This is a genomic window from Pelagibacterium limicola, assembly GCF_015694405.1.
GTDB classification, from domain to species: Bacteria; Pseudomonadota; Alphaproteobacteria; order Rhizobiales; family Devosiaceae; genus Pelagibacterium; species Pelagibacterium limicola.
In genome coordinates, this window is the sequence record NZ_JADQDB010000004.1 from 366031 (window position 1) to 382152 (window position 16122).

Below are 16122 nucleotides of genomic sequence, written 5' to 3' on the forward strand. Positions count from 1 at the left end.
TAGGCCGCAGATGAATCGCAATATGCCGAATCCGGCAAACGCTATATTGTTCGGTTGCGCAAAAGTTCCTTATACATTTCTGCATACTGGCGCGCTATCACTGGCGCGCTGAATTTCCGTTCGGCAACTTCCCGGCCGGATCGAGCGATACGGTCCCGCAGCGCCGCGTCAAACAATAAGACATCGATGCTTTGGGCTAGTGATTCTGCATCGCCTGGTCGACAGAGAAGGCCCGTCTGGCCAGTATCGATATACTCGCGAACGCCGGGCAGGTCGGAAGCAATGACAGGCCTCCCAGCGGCCATAGCCTCTACCGCCGCCAGACCAAAGCCCTCCCAAAGCGAGGGCATTATGCAGATATCGGCCGCCGACATGAGGGCCGGAATATCGTCGCGGAAGCCCGCCAAGTGAACGAAATTCTCAAGGCCAAATCGCGCGATCTCGGCACGAATTGTTTTCTCTTCGGGACCGCGCCCTGCGATCACAAGCTTGAACCTGATTGATACGCTACGCTTCAGGATGCCAATTGCTTCAACAAGACATCGATGGCCTTTGGCCTTTACTAGGCGTCCGACCGAAACCAGCAGCGCTTCATTCTCTTCTACCTCAAACTCATTCCTGATGCGATCGCCTTGCGAAGCATCAGCGCGGAAACGATGGATATCAACTGGATTTGGTATAACCACCGAGCCCTTCTTGTGGAGGTTTGCCCAGCTCTCGGCGACGCCTTTCGAAACATAGGTTCGCCGGTCAAAGGTGCCTTCAATCAGACGTATCACAGTGGATGTCGCCGGATTAAAACCTTCGCGCATGCCGTGGAACGTTGCGCATACGCTGGCTCTGCGGGGCGCGCAGAACGGCGCCAAGAGGATCGAACGTCCCATATGCGCGTGAACTACGCTTGGCGCCTTTTGACGAAGCAACCTATGGAGGGCGTGAATGGAGAGCACTGGATTTGGACTAGACGCGCCGATCACACTGACTGGTATTCCGAGATTCGAAAACTGTGCCGCGACGTTGTCGTTCTCAGGAGCTCTGTTCAAAGCGACAACCTCTACGTCGAACTCGGACTCGATGGAGGGATGAATGTCCCGCAGAATGTGTGGGATCGCGCCTGATCGAAAGGCATTCAACACATGGACAATTTTAGGCTTGCGCATCAGACCTCTGGAATGATCGGGAGCTCTGAAACCAATGACCAAGGTCCCTGCCCGTGAGGCGGGACAACAATAGAATGTCCTCCCGAAAATAATCCTCCAATATGGTACGCATTTCTGGTGTGAGTGTGGCCCTCGGCCGCTCAATGCGGTTCCATTTGCTAATGGCAGTGCCGACGCCAAAGCTTTTAGCCCGCAGACCCATTGCGATCTTTGCCCTGACGGCTAACGTTACCAGGGTTGCGAGCAGTTTGTTCTTCCATTGTTTGGCCGCATTCAGCCTAACAAAACTGTCTGGTTGCCATGCCGGAAGCTCGAGGAACTCCAAGAGCGACTGATAGACTTCTCCTGCGCTAGTATTCAAGTCTTCCATGAAAACGATACGGACCCTTGATGGTGAAACCGCACCAAATAGTCGCTCAAGCTGACGTCCAAGGCTGCAATAGCTTCCGTACTGAAGGTGTTTGGGGTCGACACATCTTAATGGGATATTTTGTCCTTGCGCTCTTGCGGATTGAAGGCGCCAAGCTTTCTCAAAGGACTCGACGTCTTCGTTTAGAGTAAATACGTATTGCTCGTGAAGCGACGCGGCCATCTCGACCGGGTTCCGCACCATTACGATGAATTTAGCTTCGGGTGAGTAGTCAAGAATGTTTCTAACTGCCATATCGGAGTTGAGATACCTGACCGATGCTTCGCCGACCTGCAGGTGTGCGTCACCGGCATCCTTGAACAGCCTCTCATAGCTGGCTAGGTCTTTTATGCCCGGCTTATGATCGGTATCGAAATGGTGCGGCTCCTTTATGGCGGAGAAAAAGACGTTGGGATGTTGCGAGAGCCACGTGGCCATGGAAGTAGTTCCACATTTTGGTGCACCCAATATAAAAAAGGTCGGCTTTTTCAATCTGATTTACCTCTCATGAAGGGGAAACCTACGCGTCCCAGCCGAGTAGTGAAAATTCGAACTCGGCACCTTTTTGAATGTCGCGCTTCTGCTGAGGTGTCAGCAACTCCCTCGTAACGAAGTCGTTCCTGAACTGTCCTTTGGCCATGGGCAATGTGTGGGGAAATGGATTGCCAGTTCTTTCCGCCAAGCTCTTCAGGTGGTCCCAGAGCTCTTCGTAACGAACAACTTGGTCCACAATGACTGAGCCATTATAAGTATATAGTGGATAGTTCAGATACCGATCAGTCGCTAAGAGATTGTCGATCTCCTGAATTAGGTCGTCCGGAGTATAGGAGCCCTGTCGCCCTAGTCTAAATGCCGACTGAGACAACACCTTATCATAGGGGTGCCGGTCAACAGCGAACGTATAGGCTCGCTCCCAGAACCCATTGAGCCTTTTACGTACTGCCGACGCATGCATGTGGCTGACATATTTTGCCCCGAACCAGCCACGATAGTTCATAGCTTGGCCCCCAAACTCGGCGCGAATATCCTCATCACGCGTGGAAATTGGCGTGCAGATATCATTCCCCCTGCACCAAGAACTCATAACAATCTCAGCGCTCGTTCCTGCCGTCTTTCGGGTCTTAATAAAAATAAAGTTGTGAGTGAATGAGGCGATCATTTTTCGTTCGATTCTTGTTGTTCTAGATTGGAGCGAACGGGGGTGGAAATCCTAGGGCGCCCCACGGATAGGCCAAGCGCCGACGCGTCAATTCCCAAGTGGCGGCGAACTACGCCCCACAAAATGAGGTTTTTGGTGGCGATAGTTGTTGCCGTTGCTAGTGCAGCCCCCGTTATTCCGAACATCGGTATCAAGGCATAATTGAGAGCCATGTTGAGCCCAACCATTGCAAAAAGCACCTGAGACAGGTGCCGTTCGTGACCCGACATGGACAACAGAGGGCCGACCGAACTGGCCAACGCATTTATAAGCTGACCGCAAGCCAAAATAACCAATGCAGTATAGCCGGGCTCGAATTCGTTCCCGAATAGAATGCCAATGATTTCGCGACCGAAAACCACGATCACCAGAAATGCTGGCAATGAAAACATAGCCGTCGAGCGAGCTGAGGTGGTGGCGACACGCTGCAATCGCTTCAAATCGCCCTGTGCATAGAGGCGCGCAATATGTGGCATGACAACAAGATTAGCCGCCGAAAGCACAAGGGCGACGAGGACGGCTCCCTGGACGGCGATTTTGTAGTAGCCTACATCTGCGTGTGCCTTGAAAAAACCAAGCATAACGACGTCGGTGTTTGTAATGAGCTGGTTCATCCCCGCTATCATTGCCAACGGCACTGCGCTCGCCAGCCAGAGGCGGGTATGTACTTCGGGGTTTTGAGCCGCCTTGAGCTCCACCGGGCGTGCCCGCAATAGCAGCCATGCCCCGATCATGAACGCCATAAGGCTGGCGACCGCGTGCAGCATCATCGCGTCGGAGGCCGTCAAGGCGCGGGCTGAAAGGCCGAAATGCGCCGCAAGGACCAGCCCGATCAGGAAGGCCGGCCTGAGGATGAATTCGGGCAGTTGTCCCTGCACCACATGGCGCAGTCCGCGCAAGGCCGCGCCGCGCAGGTTTCCCAGCGCCACCAGCGGCACCAGCACGAGGCCCCAGTAAAAAACCGCAATTCCGCCCTCCGGCAGGTTGGCGGCGAATATCCAGGCGGCCAGCGCGCCGATGGCCATGAGGACGGCTGACATCCCCAGCGCCATAAGGCTCGACCAGCGCCACAGCCCCTTCATCAGCCCCCAATTTTCCCCGGCCTGCGCCTTGGCCGTTTCCCGCACGACGAGATTTGGCAGGCCCATCTGGGCGGGGATGGCCATGATGGTGATGAGCGCAAAGACGAACGAATAGACCCCGAACCCTTCCGCCCCCAGCGCGCGCGCAAGAACGATGGCGAGGCCGACATTGAGCAGGGTCGAGCCGATCTTGATCGCAACAGAGCCCACCCCGCCGCGCAAAAGCTGGCCCTTCAGCCCCTGTCCTGAACGAAATGCAGTTAAAAAGGAAGTCAAGGCCATCTTGATAACGCGAATCTTGAGGAGGTTACTCAATAGAGGGCATAAAACGGCCGAAAAGGGGCAATAGAACGTATTTACGCAGATTGGTCACGAACTGAACGCTATCGAACGCTTTCACGGCCTTTATGCAACAACCTCTGCGCAGCGATAGACCGAAATTATCGCTATTCCCCCGATTTGTACGCCCTATACCATTTGACGAAGGCGCCGACTGTCTCCTCGATTCCCTTTTCGGGCACAAACCCGGTCAGGGCCTTGAGCAGCGAGGGGTCGGCAAAGGTCGCGACCACGTCGCCCTGCTGCATGGGCAGCATGATCTTTTCAGCGCTCCTGCCCAGGGCGGCTTCGATGGCCTGGATGAACGTCATGAGCCTGACCGGCTGCCCGCCGGCGATATTGACCACCCGCCAGGGCGCGACGGGAGAAAGGGAGTCCGCGACGCCCTCGACCGGCACAGGCCGGCCCCTTACGGGAACGGCATCGAAGAGCTTCACAATGGCTTCCACGAGATCGTCGACGCTGGTCGCATCGCGCTCCATCTCGCCATTGCCGTAGACTTCGATGGGCTCGCCCCGTTCGATGAGGTCCACGAATTTGTAGAGCGCCATATCGGGCCGTCCCGCCGTGCCATAGACAGTGAAGAACCGGAAGCAGGTGGTGGGGATATCGTTGAGATGCGCGAACGAATGGGTCAGCGCCTCGCCGGCCTTCTTGGTGGCCGCATAGAGCGAGACAGGGAAGTCCGTGCGCTCGGCCTCTTCGAACGGCATCTTTTCGTTGCCCCCGTAGACCGATGACGTCGAGGCAAAAAGAAAATGGTCCGGCCGGTGGACCTTGAGAATGTCTATGAGGTTGGCCGTGCCCACCACATTGGAGGAAATGTAGGTTTGCGGCGCTTCGATCGAATAGCGCACGCCTGCCTGCGCAGCCAGGTGCACGACGATCCGGGGCTGAAATTGCGATACCGTGCGGTCCAGCGTTTCCCGGTCCTCGAGCATGGCCTCGACGAACCGGTATCTGGGGTTCTGCGCCAGGATCGCGTTGCGGTACCGCTTGAGCGAGACGTCGTAATAGGGCGTCATGCCGTCATAGCCGAGCACCTCATGCCCATCGGCAAGGAGCCGTCGCGAAAGATGATAGCCGATGAAGCCCGCGCTTCCCGTGACAAGAACCCTCATTGAGCGGCATCCATATGGAGGATTTGGTTTTGTGTCTGTGCGCCTTGTCCGATGGGTGTGTAGGCGATGCCGGCCTTTTCCATTTCGGTGGCGCGGTAGACATTGCGCAGGTCGACAAAGCAGGGGGTAGCCATCAGGGCCCGGATGCGCCCGAGGTCGAGAGATCGGAACTGGTTCCACTCGGTGACCAGCACCAGGCAATCGGCGTTGTTGGCCAGGTCATAGGCATCGGCGGCGCATTCGAGCCCTTCGATGAGGGATTTGGCCATGTCCATGCCTTCGGGGTCGTAGGCCCGGATTTCCGCGCCGGCGTCGCGCAGGGCCTGGATGATGGCGATGGAGGGGGCATCGCGCATGTCGTCGGTATTGGGCTTGAAGGTCAGGCCCAGAATGCCGATCCGCTTGCCGCGCACCGAGCCCCCGCAGGCCGCGATGACCTTGCGGCCCATGGCCCGCTTGCGGTTCTCGTTGACCGCCACGGTCGCCTCGATCAGCCGCAGCGGCGCGTCATATTCCTGGCCCGTCTTGACCAGGGCCAGCGTATCCTTGGGAAAGCAGCTTCCGCCATAGCCCGGGCCGGCATTGAGGAATTTGGGGCCGATGCGCTTGTCGAGCCCGATCCCGCGCGCCACCGCCTGTACGTCGCCCCCCGCCTTCTCGCACAGGTCGGCCATCTCGTTGATGAAGGTGATCTTCATGGCCAGGAAGGCATTGGCGGCGTATTTGATGAGTTCGGCGGTGCGGCGGCCGGTGAACATCAGGGGCGCCTGGTTGAGATAGAGCGGGCGGTAGACCTCTTCCATCACGGGGCGGGCCCGCTCGTCCTCGAGCCCCACAACGATGCGGTCGGGGCGCTTGAAGTCCTCGATCGCGGCGCCCTCGCGCAGGAATTCGGGGTTGGAGACGACGACGAAATCGGCATCGGGGTTGGTCTCGCCGATGATCCGCTCGACATCGTCCCCGCTTCCCACCGGCACGGTCGACTTGGTGACGATCACCGTGAACCCTTCGAGCGCGCGGGCGATATCGGCGGCCGCCGCATGGACATAGGAGAGGTCTGCATGTCCGTCCCCGCGCCGCGAGGGCGTGCCGACCGCGATGAAGACCACATCGGCCTTGCCCACCGCCGCCGCCAGATCGGTCGTGAAATCGAGCCGCCCCGCCTCCATGTTGGTGCGCACCAGTTCCTCGAGCCCGGGCTCGTAGATCGGCATTACCCCGTCCCGCAAGCGCTCCAGCTTGCCCGCGTCCACATCAACGCACGTCACCCAATGACCGAAATCGGCAAAACACGCCCCGCTCACCAGCCCAACATAGCCAGACCCTACCATCGCTATATGCATTCCTGAGCTCCTCGCTGTCTTCCCATCGCTGCCGATGGTTGTCCCGGTTTTGCTGCGTGCAATTCGATTTGGCGATCCCCGCGCTTTTCTGCCAGTTGCTGCGCATTGGCAAGGCTTGAATTTGACGGAATGAACTTAGACCAGCCAGCCCTGCGCCCAATACCTCATTTTGCAGCATACCCGCCTTGACGAAATCTCATGCACGCAGGCGTTAGACTGAAAACCGTGTCCAGCAAATGACAGCGCCAGCAAACTACACCCGAGCAGGGCAGGAATATGACAATGGGTCGGTCCCGTATGCCGATACGCCTGCTGGACGAACCGGCAATGGCCGCATAACGTGCCTCGGCCTATCCGCCTCAAGTCCGAAAGTCCCCATGCCCTCTACTCTCCTCGATTCCGACTATTACCGCGATCAATACAGCGCCGGGGCGATGCGGGCGGTCTTTTCCGACACCGCGCGCTATCGATCCTGGCTCGACGTCGAGGTCGCCCTTGCGCGCGCCCAGGCCGATCTCGGACTGATCCCGCAGGAGGCGGCGCAAGCCATCGCTGCGGCAGCGAAGGTCGAAAATCTCGATATCGTTGCCATGAAGATCGAGTTCGACAGGGCCGGCTTTGCCATCATGCCTCTGGTGCGCCAGTTGGGTAAGGCAGCGGGGCCGGATGCAGCGCGCTTTGTGCACTGGGGCTCGACCACCCAGGACATTCTCGATACCGGGCTGGTGCTGCAAATGCGTGCGGGGCTCGATCTGATTGCCGCCGAGCTCGACGCGGTCTGCATCGCTTTGGCCGCTCTGGCGCGCACGCATCGCAATTCGGTGATGGCGGGACGGACCTTCATGCAGCAAGCCGCGCCGATCACCTTCGGATATAAAGCCGCGATCTGGCTCGATGAGATGCTGCGCCACCGCGAGCGGTTGCCGCAAATCCGCGCGCGGCTCGAAGTGGTTCAATGCGGCGGCGCGGTGGGCACGCTGGCCACCATTGGAGAAAAGGCCCTCGCGATGCGGAAGCGGCAGGCCGAAATCCTCGGGCTGGGCGATCCCGCCATAAGCTGGCACAACGCGCGAGACGGTTTTACCGAGACCGTTTTCTGGCTGGGGCTCGTCACCGCCAGCCTCGGCAAGTTCGCCACCGAAATCGCCACCCTGATGCGCACCGAAGTCGGTGAGGTCCGGGAACCTTACGAGACGGGGCGGGGAGCCTCGTCCACCATGCCGCAGAAGCGCAACCCGATTGCCTGCCCGCAGGTCATCGCCATCGCCGCCCTCCTGCGCGAAAAAACGGCCTCCCAGATGACGGCGATGATTCAGGAGCATGAGCGTGCCGTCGCAGGAATGCCGATCGAATGGATGGTGATCCCCGAAGCGTTCCTGCTAGCGTCCGGGGCATTCAAGCATATGCGGCCCGTCCTCGAGGGGCTGGAAGTGGATACGGCGCGAATGCGTGCCAACCTCGAGGGCGATGGGGGGCTCATCATGGCGGAGTCCGTCATGATGGGGCTGGCGCCCCACATCGGGCGCAACGCGGCGCATGAACTCGTATTCGGTGCGGCCCAGACCGCGATCGCGCAAAATACCACCTTGCGCGCGCAGCTGGAAACGCTTGACGAATTGAAGGAATACCTCGCGGCCGGTCAACTCGACAGCCTGCTCGATCCCGCGAACTATACCGGCGCTGCCCCGCAAATGGTCGATACGGTACTCAACCGCGCACAGGAACAAGGGCTTTCGGCCTCCTGAACCCCATTCGAGGGAATCTTCGAGCCCGCGCGGGTCTTGTAGTGATGCCCTATTGCGGTGAGCGGGATAGCGTGGATAGAGTGCGGGATATTTGTTGCTTTCGTTTTTTTTGCATTTGCATTTATTCATTGTGCGGTTCGTTGATCCGTCCCGAGCGGCGATGAGCCAGAGATGACAAGAGCGTTATGGCCGTCGACTACAGCATCAGTTTTGGCACGTCCGGCCTGCGCGGACACGCGAATGGGTTCACCGATACGGCGGTTGCCTCTTATGTGGCGGCTTTCCTTGAGGAAGCGTGCGCGGGCGCGCGCGAAAGGGCCGTATGGATCGGCGCCGATTTGCGTGCATCGAGCCCGGTTATCGCGCGGCGCGTGGCGGCGGCGGTCGCCGGGAGCGGGTGGACCCCGCGCTATGCCGGGGTTGCGCCCACGCCCGCTGTTGCCGCTTTTGCACTGCGGCAGGGGGTGCCTGCCATCGTCGTGACGGGCAGCCACATACCGGCCGATTATAACGGTCTCAAGTTCTATCGCCCCGACGGCGAGCTTCTCAAATCGGACGAGGCCCCGATCCGGGCGGCGGTCGAAAAAGGGTCGATGCGCCTCCTCGGTGCGAAGCCTGATTTGCCACCCCCCGACAGGGCCGTGGTCGCTGCCTATCGCAAGCGTTATCGCGAGGCCTTTGTGCCTGGCGTGCTCGAAGGGCTACGCATCGGCGTCTTCGAGCATTCCGCTGCCGGGCGGGACCTGATTGTCGAAATCCTCGAGGCGCTGGGCGCCGAATGCCTCCGGTTCGGACGGAGCGCAGATTTTGTGGCCGTCGATACCGAGGCGGTCGGCCCGGGCGCCATGAGCGAGCTGCGGACGGCGCTTGCGGCGCACGATCTCGATGCGGTGGTCTCGACCGATGGCGACGGCGACCGCCCACTGGTGCTCGACGAGACCGGCAGCCAGATCAATGGCGACGTCTTGGGTGCCCTGACGGCGCGGGCGCTTGGCGCGCGGGTCGTGGTTACGCCGCTGACCTCGACGAGCGCCATCGAAAAGAGCGGGTGGTTCGAAAAGGTCGTCCGTACGCGCATCGGTTCGCCCTATGTCGTCGAAGCGATGGCGGCGGAGCCAATGAGCGCCGTGGGCTTTGAAGCCAATGGCGGGTTCCTGGTCCAGAGTTCGTTTGACCTGACAGGAGGGCGGCTCGATCCGCTTCCCACGCGCGATGCCATCCTGCCTATGGTCGCTGTTCTGGCTGCAGGTGCGGCAGGCCGGAGGCCACTCTCTGCGCTTGTGGCCGATCTGCCGTCGCGCGCAATGAAAGCGGATCGGCTCAAGGATATCGCGCCCGATAGCGGCGGGGCTTTCGTTGCGGGGATGGCCGGGAACAAGGAATGGCGCGCCGCTTTTGCCCGCCTTCTCGCCGAAACTGAGGCGATCGACACCACCGACGGCACGCGATTGACGCTTGCCGATGGCTCGATCGTACATTTTCGCCAGTCGGGCAATGCACCCGAACTGCGTTGCTACGTTGAAGCCGATACGATTGCGGCGGCTGATGCAATGCTCGAGATGCTGATGACGCGACTAAACGATTATTTTGACAGCACGGTTGAACGATAATGTCTTCAAAAAATGGACGCATTACGCCGATTGTCCTGGCGGGCGGAACAGGCACGAGGCTGTGGCCAATGTCACGGTCGTCGCGTCCCAAGCAATTCCTGGCGCTTCTGGGCGAAGACAGCCTGTTTCAGGATACCCTCAAGCGTCTGGCATCCGATCCGCGCTACGCAGCCCCTCTTGTCGTAACCAATGCGGAATATCGCTTTCTTGTTGCCGAGCAGGCGCAGGACGTAGGCATCCCGCTTTCGGGCATTTTGCTCGAACCGATGGCACGTAACACGGCTCCCGCCATTGCGGCCGCGGTTCTCTTCGCCGCGCGGGGGGACAGCACCAGGATCGTTCACGTTCTGCCGTCCGACCACCAGATCGAAATCGACGCTGCCTATCGGGCGGCTCTCGATGCTGCCGAAACAGCGGCCGGTGAGGGGGCTCTCGTCACGTTCGGAATCGCGCCGACCGAGCCCGCGACCGGCTTCGGCTATATCGAGGCCGGGGAACAGCGCGTTTCGGGTGCCTGCGCCGTTACGCGCTTCGTCGAAAAGCCCGACGCCGCCCGCGCGGCAGAAATGATTGCCGCCGGAAATTACTTCTGGAATTCAGGCATGTTCGTTTTCGACGCCCAGACCTTTCTCGACCAATGCCGGAGGTTTGCGCCCGACGTATTGTCGGCGGCGAAGGGGGCCGTCGATGCAGCCGTATCCGATCTGGACTTTCTGAGGCTCGATGCTCAAGCCTTTTCCAAGGCGCCCGACATCTCCGTCGATTACGCGATCTTTGAAAAGACCGACCGCGCGGTCGTCGTCCCGGCCCCCATCGTATGGTCGGATCTGGGCTCATGGGATGCGGTCTGGAAGTCCGGCAAGCGCGACGCGAAGGGTAATCTGGGCGTAGGGCCGGTGACGCTGGGAGAGACTTCCGCCTCGCTCGTCATCTCCGAAAAGTATCATGTCGTCGTCGATGGGCTCGAGGATGTCGCAGTCCTTGCCAGCGAGGACGCCGTTTACGTTGGGCGCCTTTCCTCTGCGCAATCCGTCGGGTCGGTCGTCAAGCAGCTCAAGGCCGATCCGGCAACGCGCGACCTTACGGAAACCCACCTGACCAGCTACCGGCCGTGGGGCGGCTACTCCTCCGTGCTCAATGGCGAAAGGTTTCAGGTCAAGCGTCTGTTCGTCAAACCGGGCAAGCGCCTCAGCCTGCAAAAGCATTTTCACCGCTCCGAGCATTGGGTTGTCGTGCGCGGTACGGCGGAAGTCCAGGTGGGCGACAAGATCAAGACTCTGCGGGAAAGTGAAAGCGTTTATATCCCCCAGGGCGCCGTTCACCGCCTTTCCAACCCCGGCAAGATCCTGCTCGAACTCATCGAGGTCCAGACGGGCTCCTATCTTGGGGAAGACGATATCGTGCGCATCGAGGACGAATTCGGGCGCAATTAGTTCGAGTTAATCCCCGCTGCGCGGGGGCGGCTTATCCTTGGTCGGACATCGCTTGACCGGCACAAGGAGAAGATCGTGTCCGAACTGCAAACCCGCGCCTTGGCGCAAGACGCCCCCGCATCGGGCGGTTTTGCCATTGTTCCCGATGACGAAGTCGAACTCGGGCGTCCGACCCGCGCCATCTACGTTGGCTGGGGCGGCACGCTGGAGGTTGAGCTTTTGTCGAGCGAGACGATCACGTTCCATAACCTACCCGATGGCGCGTTGCTCCCGGTTCGCGCACGCAAGGTGCTCGAGGCAACGACGGCTGCATCCCTCGTGGGGCTTTACTGAATGGGTAACCTGGGTTTGGGGCTGGCGCTCGCTGAAGGCGATATAGCTTTGCGGCAGCCGGGATCGGGTGCGCGCGTGAGTGTCGTCGCATGGGGCGACAGCCTGACGCGCGGGGCGGGCGTAAGCGGGGATGCGTTCCGCTATCCCGTCCGGCTTTCGGCCATGCTCGGCGGCCGCACGGTGGTCAATCGCGGCATTGGCGGGCAAACCTCGACGCAGATCGCGGCCCGCCAGGGGGGCGTGCCCATTCTGGTCACGTTGGACGGCGACGCAATCCCTGCTTCTACGCTTTGGACCTTCAACTGGTCGCAGAATACCGACGGCTGGTATTCGCGCTCTGGCGGCGCAAGCCCCGCGCTGGTCACCGTCGATGAAGGCGACCTCCTGATTGCCGGGCAGGCGGCCTCCAGCCAGATGGGCGCGCAGGTGCGCCTGACCCCTCTGTCGGAGACGCTTCCGGTCGGCACGCAGATCGTCGTCACCTTCGGCCTCGAGACGACAGCCGATACGCCGATGCAGGTTGGGCTAACCAGCGCCGGCAACGCCTCTACCGCGGGGAGTTGGGTGGCCGGTTCGCCCATCGGCGTGACGGGGTCCGGCCACAAGTCCGTTACCCTTTCCGGTTCCGGCGGGTCCACGCTCGCCCTCTTCATCGGCACAAGCACGCATACCTTCCGGATCAGCAATCTTGTGGCGGCCGCAACGCTGCCGGTGGCGGTCAGCGAAAAGTCGGTCAACGTCCTCTTCAACAGCGGCGTTTTCACCGGCTCGTCTTTGGGGACGATCGCGGGCGTGCACGGCCGGATGACAACCGACAGTTCGGGCCACTGGACGTTCACGCGCGACGATTTCGGGTCGGCGGTTACTTGCCCGCCGGGCACGCCTTTTATCCCCGACGAAGCGACGTCCCTGCGCACGCACACGGCACTGATCTGGGCGGGGCGGAACAATTCCGGCAATCCGGCCGCCGTCAAGGCGGATATCGCCGCCATGATCGCGCATCTGGGCCATGGCCGCTATCTCGTCGGGGCCATCCTCAATGGCGGCACCGAGATCACGGGAACCAGCGCCCATGCCGCCATCACCGCGCTCAATGCCGAGCTCGCCGCGCTCTATGGCGCCCGCTTTGTGGATCTTCGCGCCGCGCTCATCGCCGCGGGGGACCCGACCGCCGATGCCGCGGACATCGCCAACGACGTGATGCCGGCCTCGCTCCGCAGCGACCACATCCATCTTAACGACGCCGGGTATGGGGTTGTGGCGGAAGCGATCCGGCGACGCTTGGCCGGGTAATCAGTGCGTCTGACGCTTGCGTACGGTACGCGCCGGATTGCCGACATAGACCGTCCACGGCATCAGACTTTTGACGGTGACGCCGCGCGCACCGAGCACAGCGCCTTCGCCGATTTCCACCCCGGGACCGACAAAGGCCTCCGCGGCCACCCACGCTTTGGGACCGATGACGATTGGCCGGACCACCAGTTGAAAATGGGGGTCGTCGATGTCGTGCGAGCCTGCGCATAAATGGGCGCGCTGCGAAACAACCGCATCGTCGCCGATCTCCAACGGCGCCATGGAATAACAGATCGCGCCCGGGCCGATCACGGCATTGCGCCCCACGCTCAGATTGGGCGGGTACCAGACGCGCACAGAGCCGTAAATACGCGCGGTTCTGTCGATGCGCGCCCCGAATGATCGCAGTAGGAAGCCCCGCCAGCCATGCATGGGCGGGGGCGTCCAGCGCGCACCGAGTGTCCAGACCACAGCCCATAATGCCCGGACGAGCCGATGCCTGAGCGAGAAACTCGGACCGCCATGACGCGATCCGGCAGCGCGCGCATCGAGTATGTCGGATGGTCCATCTTCCGGAATTGTCATCGCCGGGCGCCCCAAATGGTTTCATACTGCTCGACCATCGCCTGCGCGACAGCACTCCAGAGATAGCGTTCGGAATACGCCTTGGCCCGCTCGGAGCGCGCCCGGAACGTCGCCTCGTCCCAGCGGACGGCAAGGCCCAATACGCGGTCGAAATCCGTGAAATCGGAGCTTATGCGCAGCGCGATTCCATCCTCGAACAGTTCCGGGAGATTGCATTGGTCGGTGATGACGGGAACGGCGCCGTATTGCAGCGCCTCCAGCACCGCCATCGGGAGTCCCTCGCTCAGCGACGGAAGGATGAAGAGTTTCGCAGCTCGCAGGGCCGCCGTTTTCGCCTCGTGATACAGCGCGCCGGCAAAGGCGATATTGGCGGTCTGGGCCGCAAGCGCCTGGACCTCCGCTTCATAAGCCCTTTCGCCCCATCCCGCGATCGTCAGCGTCTCGCCGGAAAGGGCAGGGTTGGCAGCCCAGGCGCGCATCAATTCCAGAACCTGCTTTTTCTCGTGCAGACGGCCCAGATAAAGCGCGCCGGACCGCGAGCCGGAGCCGCCCATGCGGTCTGCTGCGGGTACGCCATTGGGGAGAACGAACACCCGATCCGCCAACTCGGGCATGAAACGAACGATCGATTGCCTCTCGCTTTCGGCGAGGGCATGAACCTGCGCTTTTCGGAGCATCGGGCGCTCGAACAAGGCTGCATGCAGGGTCTTGGTGCGAGGGCGGCGCGCGAGAATCCAGGGGTCCAGCATGCCGCGCGGGGAGACGACAACGGGCAGATTCTGCAAGGCCGCCACCCGGCCATAGACCGAGGCCGCCGACCAGATGCCGTGGATATGCAAGACGTCCGGCCGATACCGCACGATGTCGCCGATGATCGCAGGGTGGAAGCCGTAGCGGCCAAGCGGCGCAGCATATGACCTGACATCCAGATCGCCCCATACGGCCCTATCCCCCGCAAAATGCGCGTCCGCACCACCAAAAACGGCCACCTCGTGCCCCTGAGCGGCGGTCGCGCGCGCGAGGCCGGAGACCGAGTAGTAAAGGCCACCTGCGGAGCGGGACAGGGAGGTGGAATAGTGGGCGATTTTCATTATCGGCGTATGGGAAGTTGGCTTGAGGGGGTTGGTTTTACCCAAGGCGGGCTCGAGACGCTGAGGATCAGCAGCGACAGGATTTGCATTGAAAATAAGGGGAGGACCGCGCCGACCGGCCCCCGAAGCAGGATAGGCGTGGACGCAATGAAGAGGAAATGCAGGACCGGCAGGCCATAAAAAAAGCCGAACTTCCGCTTGAGCGTCCAGGCGAGGAGCGCAGCGCACAACGGCCCGCCGATGCACACCCCCACAAGGCCCAGATCCATGTAGAAATCACCGCCGATGAAAAAAGACAGGTTGGCCGTCCCCTCCATGCCGATCGCATGGATCTCCTTCCCGATATCGAGACCCCCCACGATCGGCTTTTCTGGCCAGATCGACCGGGGAATGAAGAAAAGGACAATAGCGCCCAGCTTTTCCAGCACGGTGTGATCGTTTGCCTGCATGTAGCGCACGGCATGAACGAGCGTGTCGTAGACATCGACGAAGGGAATATGGAGCACATATTCGAGGAAGTTGATGTGGGCGATTGCATTGAGGCCATCGACACCCAGCCGGGTGGTAAGGCTCAAGATCGGAAACAGCACGACCAGGCCAAAGAGACTGCCGAGATTAAAGAGTGGCGCCGGCAGGCGCCCGCCCGTCACGGCGAGGACAACCGGTAGCCAAGCCGCCAGAAGGGAAAAGCGGGAGGCGTTGAAAGGGTTTCGCGTCACCACCAGCGCCACGATTGCCAAGGTGAATATGGCCACCGCTAGTGGCGTCACCTTCCGGTGCATGCGCAATGCTATCAAGGCGGTCGTTACGGTCTGCAGCCCGAGAAACAGTGTGCTGGCAATAAACCCGTCGGCGCCCGCCTGCTCCAGACGCGGCGAGAGCACGCCGGCAATGCCGCCCTGGGAGATAACGAAACACACAAAGCCCGCGGCGTTGGCCATCGCGAGCGTGCCAAGTCCTGGTGCTTTTCCGGACAACGGTACCGGCGGATATTCAAGCCGTATGAAAACGAAGGGAAGAAGGAAGAGGAACACGATAGTTGAGGCGAGAATGTATTCGTCGGCCGTGTAGACAATCTGGGCCCATCCATCCCGCGCACCGATTGTCCATCCGGTCATTCCCTGGATCGGGCCGAGAACGAAAAAGATGAAGACACAGAACCAGAAAACGTCTCCCACCTGTACATTGGGAGAACGCAAGCGAACCAATCCGACGATGACGAGAGCAAAAGCCGGCAGCGTCAGCACCAGGCTTGCCGGATTGTCCGCGAAAGGCAGGTTGATCAGGTAAAGCACGCAAACGGCCAGCCAGCGCCACGGCGGCTGATGCGTTGCACGGCCAACCGGGTCCGAGCGTGTCGCGAATGCGGTGTCCACCGAG

Annotated in this window: 14 protein-coding genes; 5 read left to right on the plus strand and 9 right to left on the minus strand. The window is 60.8% G+C overall.

The genetic code is table 11. From position 1 onward, the window contains the following. Nucleotides 1–41: 41 nt before the first annotated feature. The 6 genes from I2G20_RS10655 to I2G20_RS10680 form a co-directional block, all read right to left on the minus strand. A complete protein-coding gene (locus tag I2G20_RS10655) occupies nucleotides 42–1160 on the minus strand; it encodes a glycosyltransferase (RefSeq protein ID WP_196259677.1) in 1119 nt (372 codons plus the stop codon). Further along, nucleotides 1147–2061: a sulfotransferase domain-containing protein gene (locus I2G20_RS10660; RefSeq protein ID WP_196259678.1), complete on the minus strand. Its 915-nt coding sequence runs from the start codon at nucleotides 2059–2061 to the stop codon at nucleotides 1147–1149. Before I2G20_RS10660 ends, I2G20_RS10655 begins: the two co-directional genes overlap by 14 nt. Before the next feature lie 28 nt (nucleotides 2062–2089). After that, a complete protein-coding gene (locus tag I2G20_RS10665) occupies nucleotides 2090–2728 on the minus strand; it encodes a hypothetical protein (RefSeq protein ID WP_196259679.1) in 639 nt (212 codons plus the stop codon). After that, on the minus strand, nucleotides 2725–4131 hold the full coding sequence (locus I2G20_RS10670; RefSeq protein ID WP_196259680.1) for a flippase: 1407 nt from the start codon (nucleotides 4129–4131) through the stop codon (nucleotides 2725–2727). Before I2G20_RS10670 ends, I2G20_RS10665 begins: the two co-directional genes overlap by 4 nt. Nucleotides 4132–4295: 164 nt before the next feature. After that, on the minus strand, nucleotides 4296–5309 hold the full coding sequence (locus tag I2G20_RS10675; RefSeq protein ID WP_196259681.1) for an NAD-dependent epimerase/dehydratase family protein: 1014 nt from the start codon (nucleotides 5307–5309) through the stop codon (nucleotides 4296–4298). Continuing rightward, nucleotides 5306–6652, minus strand: a complete 1347-nt coding sequence (locus I2G20_RS10680) for a UDP-glucose dehydrogenase family protein (RefSeq protein ID WP_196259682.1) — start codon at nucleotides 6650–6652, stop codon at nucleotides 5306–5308. Before I2G20_RS10680 ends, I2G20_RS10675 begins: the two co-directional genes overlap by 4 nt. Before the next feature lie 377 nt (nucleotides 6653–7029). Here I2G20_RS10680 and I2G20_RS10685 point away from each other — a divergent pair, with 377 nt between their 5' ends. The 5 genes from I2G20_RS10685 to I2G20_RS10705 all read left to right on the plus strand — a co-directional run bounded on the left by I2G20_RS10685 (nucleotide 7030) and on the right by I2G20_RS10705 (nucleotide 13066). Next, the gene (locus I2G20_RS10685) at nucleotides 7030–8397 is read left to right on the plus strand and encodes a class-II fumarase/aspartase family protein (RefSeq protein ID WP_196259683.1); all 1368 of its coding nucleotides are present in this window, start codon (nucleotides 7030–7032) and stop codon (nucleotides 8395–8397) included. 185 nt (nucleotides 8398–8582) lie between these two features. Then, on the plus strand, nucleotides 8583–10007 hold the full coding sequence (locus I2G20_RS10690) for a phosphohexomutase domain-containing protein (RefSeq protein WP_196259684.1): 1425 nt from the start codon (nucleotides 8583–8585) through the stop codon (nucleotides 10005–10007). After that, nucleotides 10007–11440: a mannose-1-phosphate guanylyltransferase/mannose-6-phosphate isomerase gene (locus I2G20_RS10695; protein WP_196259685.1), complete on the plus strand. Its 1434-nt coding sequence runs from the start codon at nucleotides 10007–10009 to the stop codon at nucleotides 11438–11440. Before I2G20_RS10690 ends, I2G20_RS10695 begins: the two co-directional genes overlap by 1 nt. 75 nt (nucleotides 11441–11515) lie before the next feature. Continuing rightward, nucleotides 11516–11773, plus strand: coding sequence for a spike base protein, RCAP_Rcc01079 family (locus I2G20_RS10700; RefSeq protein ID WP_343070326.1), 258 nt, complete (start codon nucleotides 11516–11518; stop codon nucleotides 11771–11773). Next, entirely contained in the window at nucleotides 11774–13066 is a 1293-nt protein-coding gene (locus tag I2G20_RS10705) for an SGNH/GDSL hydrolase family protein (RefSeq protein WP_196259686.1), read from the plus strand. Here the strand turns inward: I2G20_RS10705 and I2G20_RS10710 are convergent, their stop codons facing one another. The 3 genes from I2G20_RS10710 to I2G20_RS10720 are packed head-to-tail and all read right to left on the minus strand — an operon-like array spanning nucleotide 13067 to nucleotide 16118. After that, on the minus strand, nucleotides 13067–13651 hold the full coding sequence (locus I2G20_RS10710; protein ID WP_196259687.1) for an LbetaH domain-containing protein: 585 nt from the start codon (nucleotides 13649–13651) through the stop codon (nucleotides 13067–13069). Beyond that, on the minus strand, nucleotides 13648–14742 hold the full coding sequence (locus I2G20_RS10715; RefSeq protein ID WP_196259688.1) for a glycosyltransferase: 1095 nt from the start codon (nucleotides 14740–14742) through the stop codon (nucleotides 13648–13650). Before I2G20_RS10715 ends, I2G20_RS10710 begins: the two co-directional genes overlap by 4 nt. After that, nucleotides 14742–16118 (minus strand): hypothetical protein, encoded by a 1377-nt coding sequence (locus I2G20_RS10720; protein WP_343070327.1) that lies wholly within the window; start codon nucleotides 16116–16118, stop codon nucleotides 14742–14744. The genes I2G20_RS10715 and I2G20_RS10720 overlap by 1 nt, the downstream gene beginning before the upstream one ends. Nucleotides 16119–16122: the final 4 nt, after the last annotated feature.

Excerpts from the sequence above, each read along its gene's own strand:
- I2G20_RS10705 (WP_196259686.1), top strand. The coding sequence starts at position 11,774 with ATGGGTAACCTGGGTTTGGGGCTGGCGCTCGCTGAAGGCGATATAGCT.
- I2G20_RS10715 (WP_196259688.1), bottom strand. The coding sequence starts at position 14,742 with ATGAAAATCGCCCACTATTCCACCTCCCTGTCCCGCTCCGCAGGTGGC.
- I2G20_RS10695 (WP_196259685.1), top strand. The coding sequence starts at position 10,007 with ATGTCTTCAAAAAATGGACGCATTACGCCGATTGTCCTGGCGGGCGGA.
- I2G20_RS10685 (WP_196259683.1), top strand. The coding sequence starts at position 7,030 with ATGCCCTCTACTCTCCTCGATTCCGACTATTACCGCGATCAATACAGC.
- I2G20_RS10655 (WP_196259677.1), bottom strand. The coding sequence starts at position 1,160 with ATGCGCAAGCCTAAAATTGTCCATGTGTTGAATGCCTTTCGATCAGGC.
- I2G20_RS10675 (WP_196259681.1), bottom strand. The coding sequence starts at position 5,309 with ATGAGGGTTCTTGTCACGGGAAGCGCGGGCTTCATCGGCTATCATCTT.
- I2G20_RS10710 (WP_196259687.1), bottom strand. The coding sequence starts at position 13,651 with ATGACAATTCCGGAAGATGGACCATCCGACATACTCGATGCGCGCGCT.
- I2G20_RS10690 (WP_196259684.1), top strand. The coding sequence starts at position 8,583 with ATGGCCGTCGACTACAGCATCAGTTTTGGCACGTCCGGCCTGCGCGGA.
- I2G20_RS10665 (WP_196259679.1), bottom strand. The coding sequence starts at position 2,728 with ATGATCGCCTCATTCACTCACAACTTTATTTTTATTAAGACCCGAAAG.
- I2G20_RS10670 (WP_196259680.1), bottom strand. The coding sequence starts at position 4,131 with ATGGCCTTGACTTCCTTTTTAACTGCATTTCGTTCAGGACAGGGGCTG.
- I2G20_RS10680 (WP_196259682.1), bottom strand. The coding sequence starts at position 6,652 with ATGCATATAGCGATGGTAGGGTCTGGCTATGTTGGGCTGGTGAGCGGG.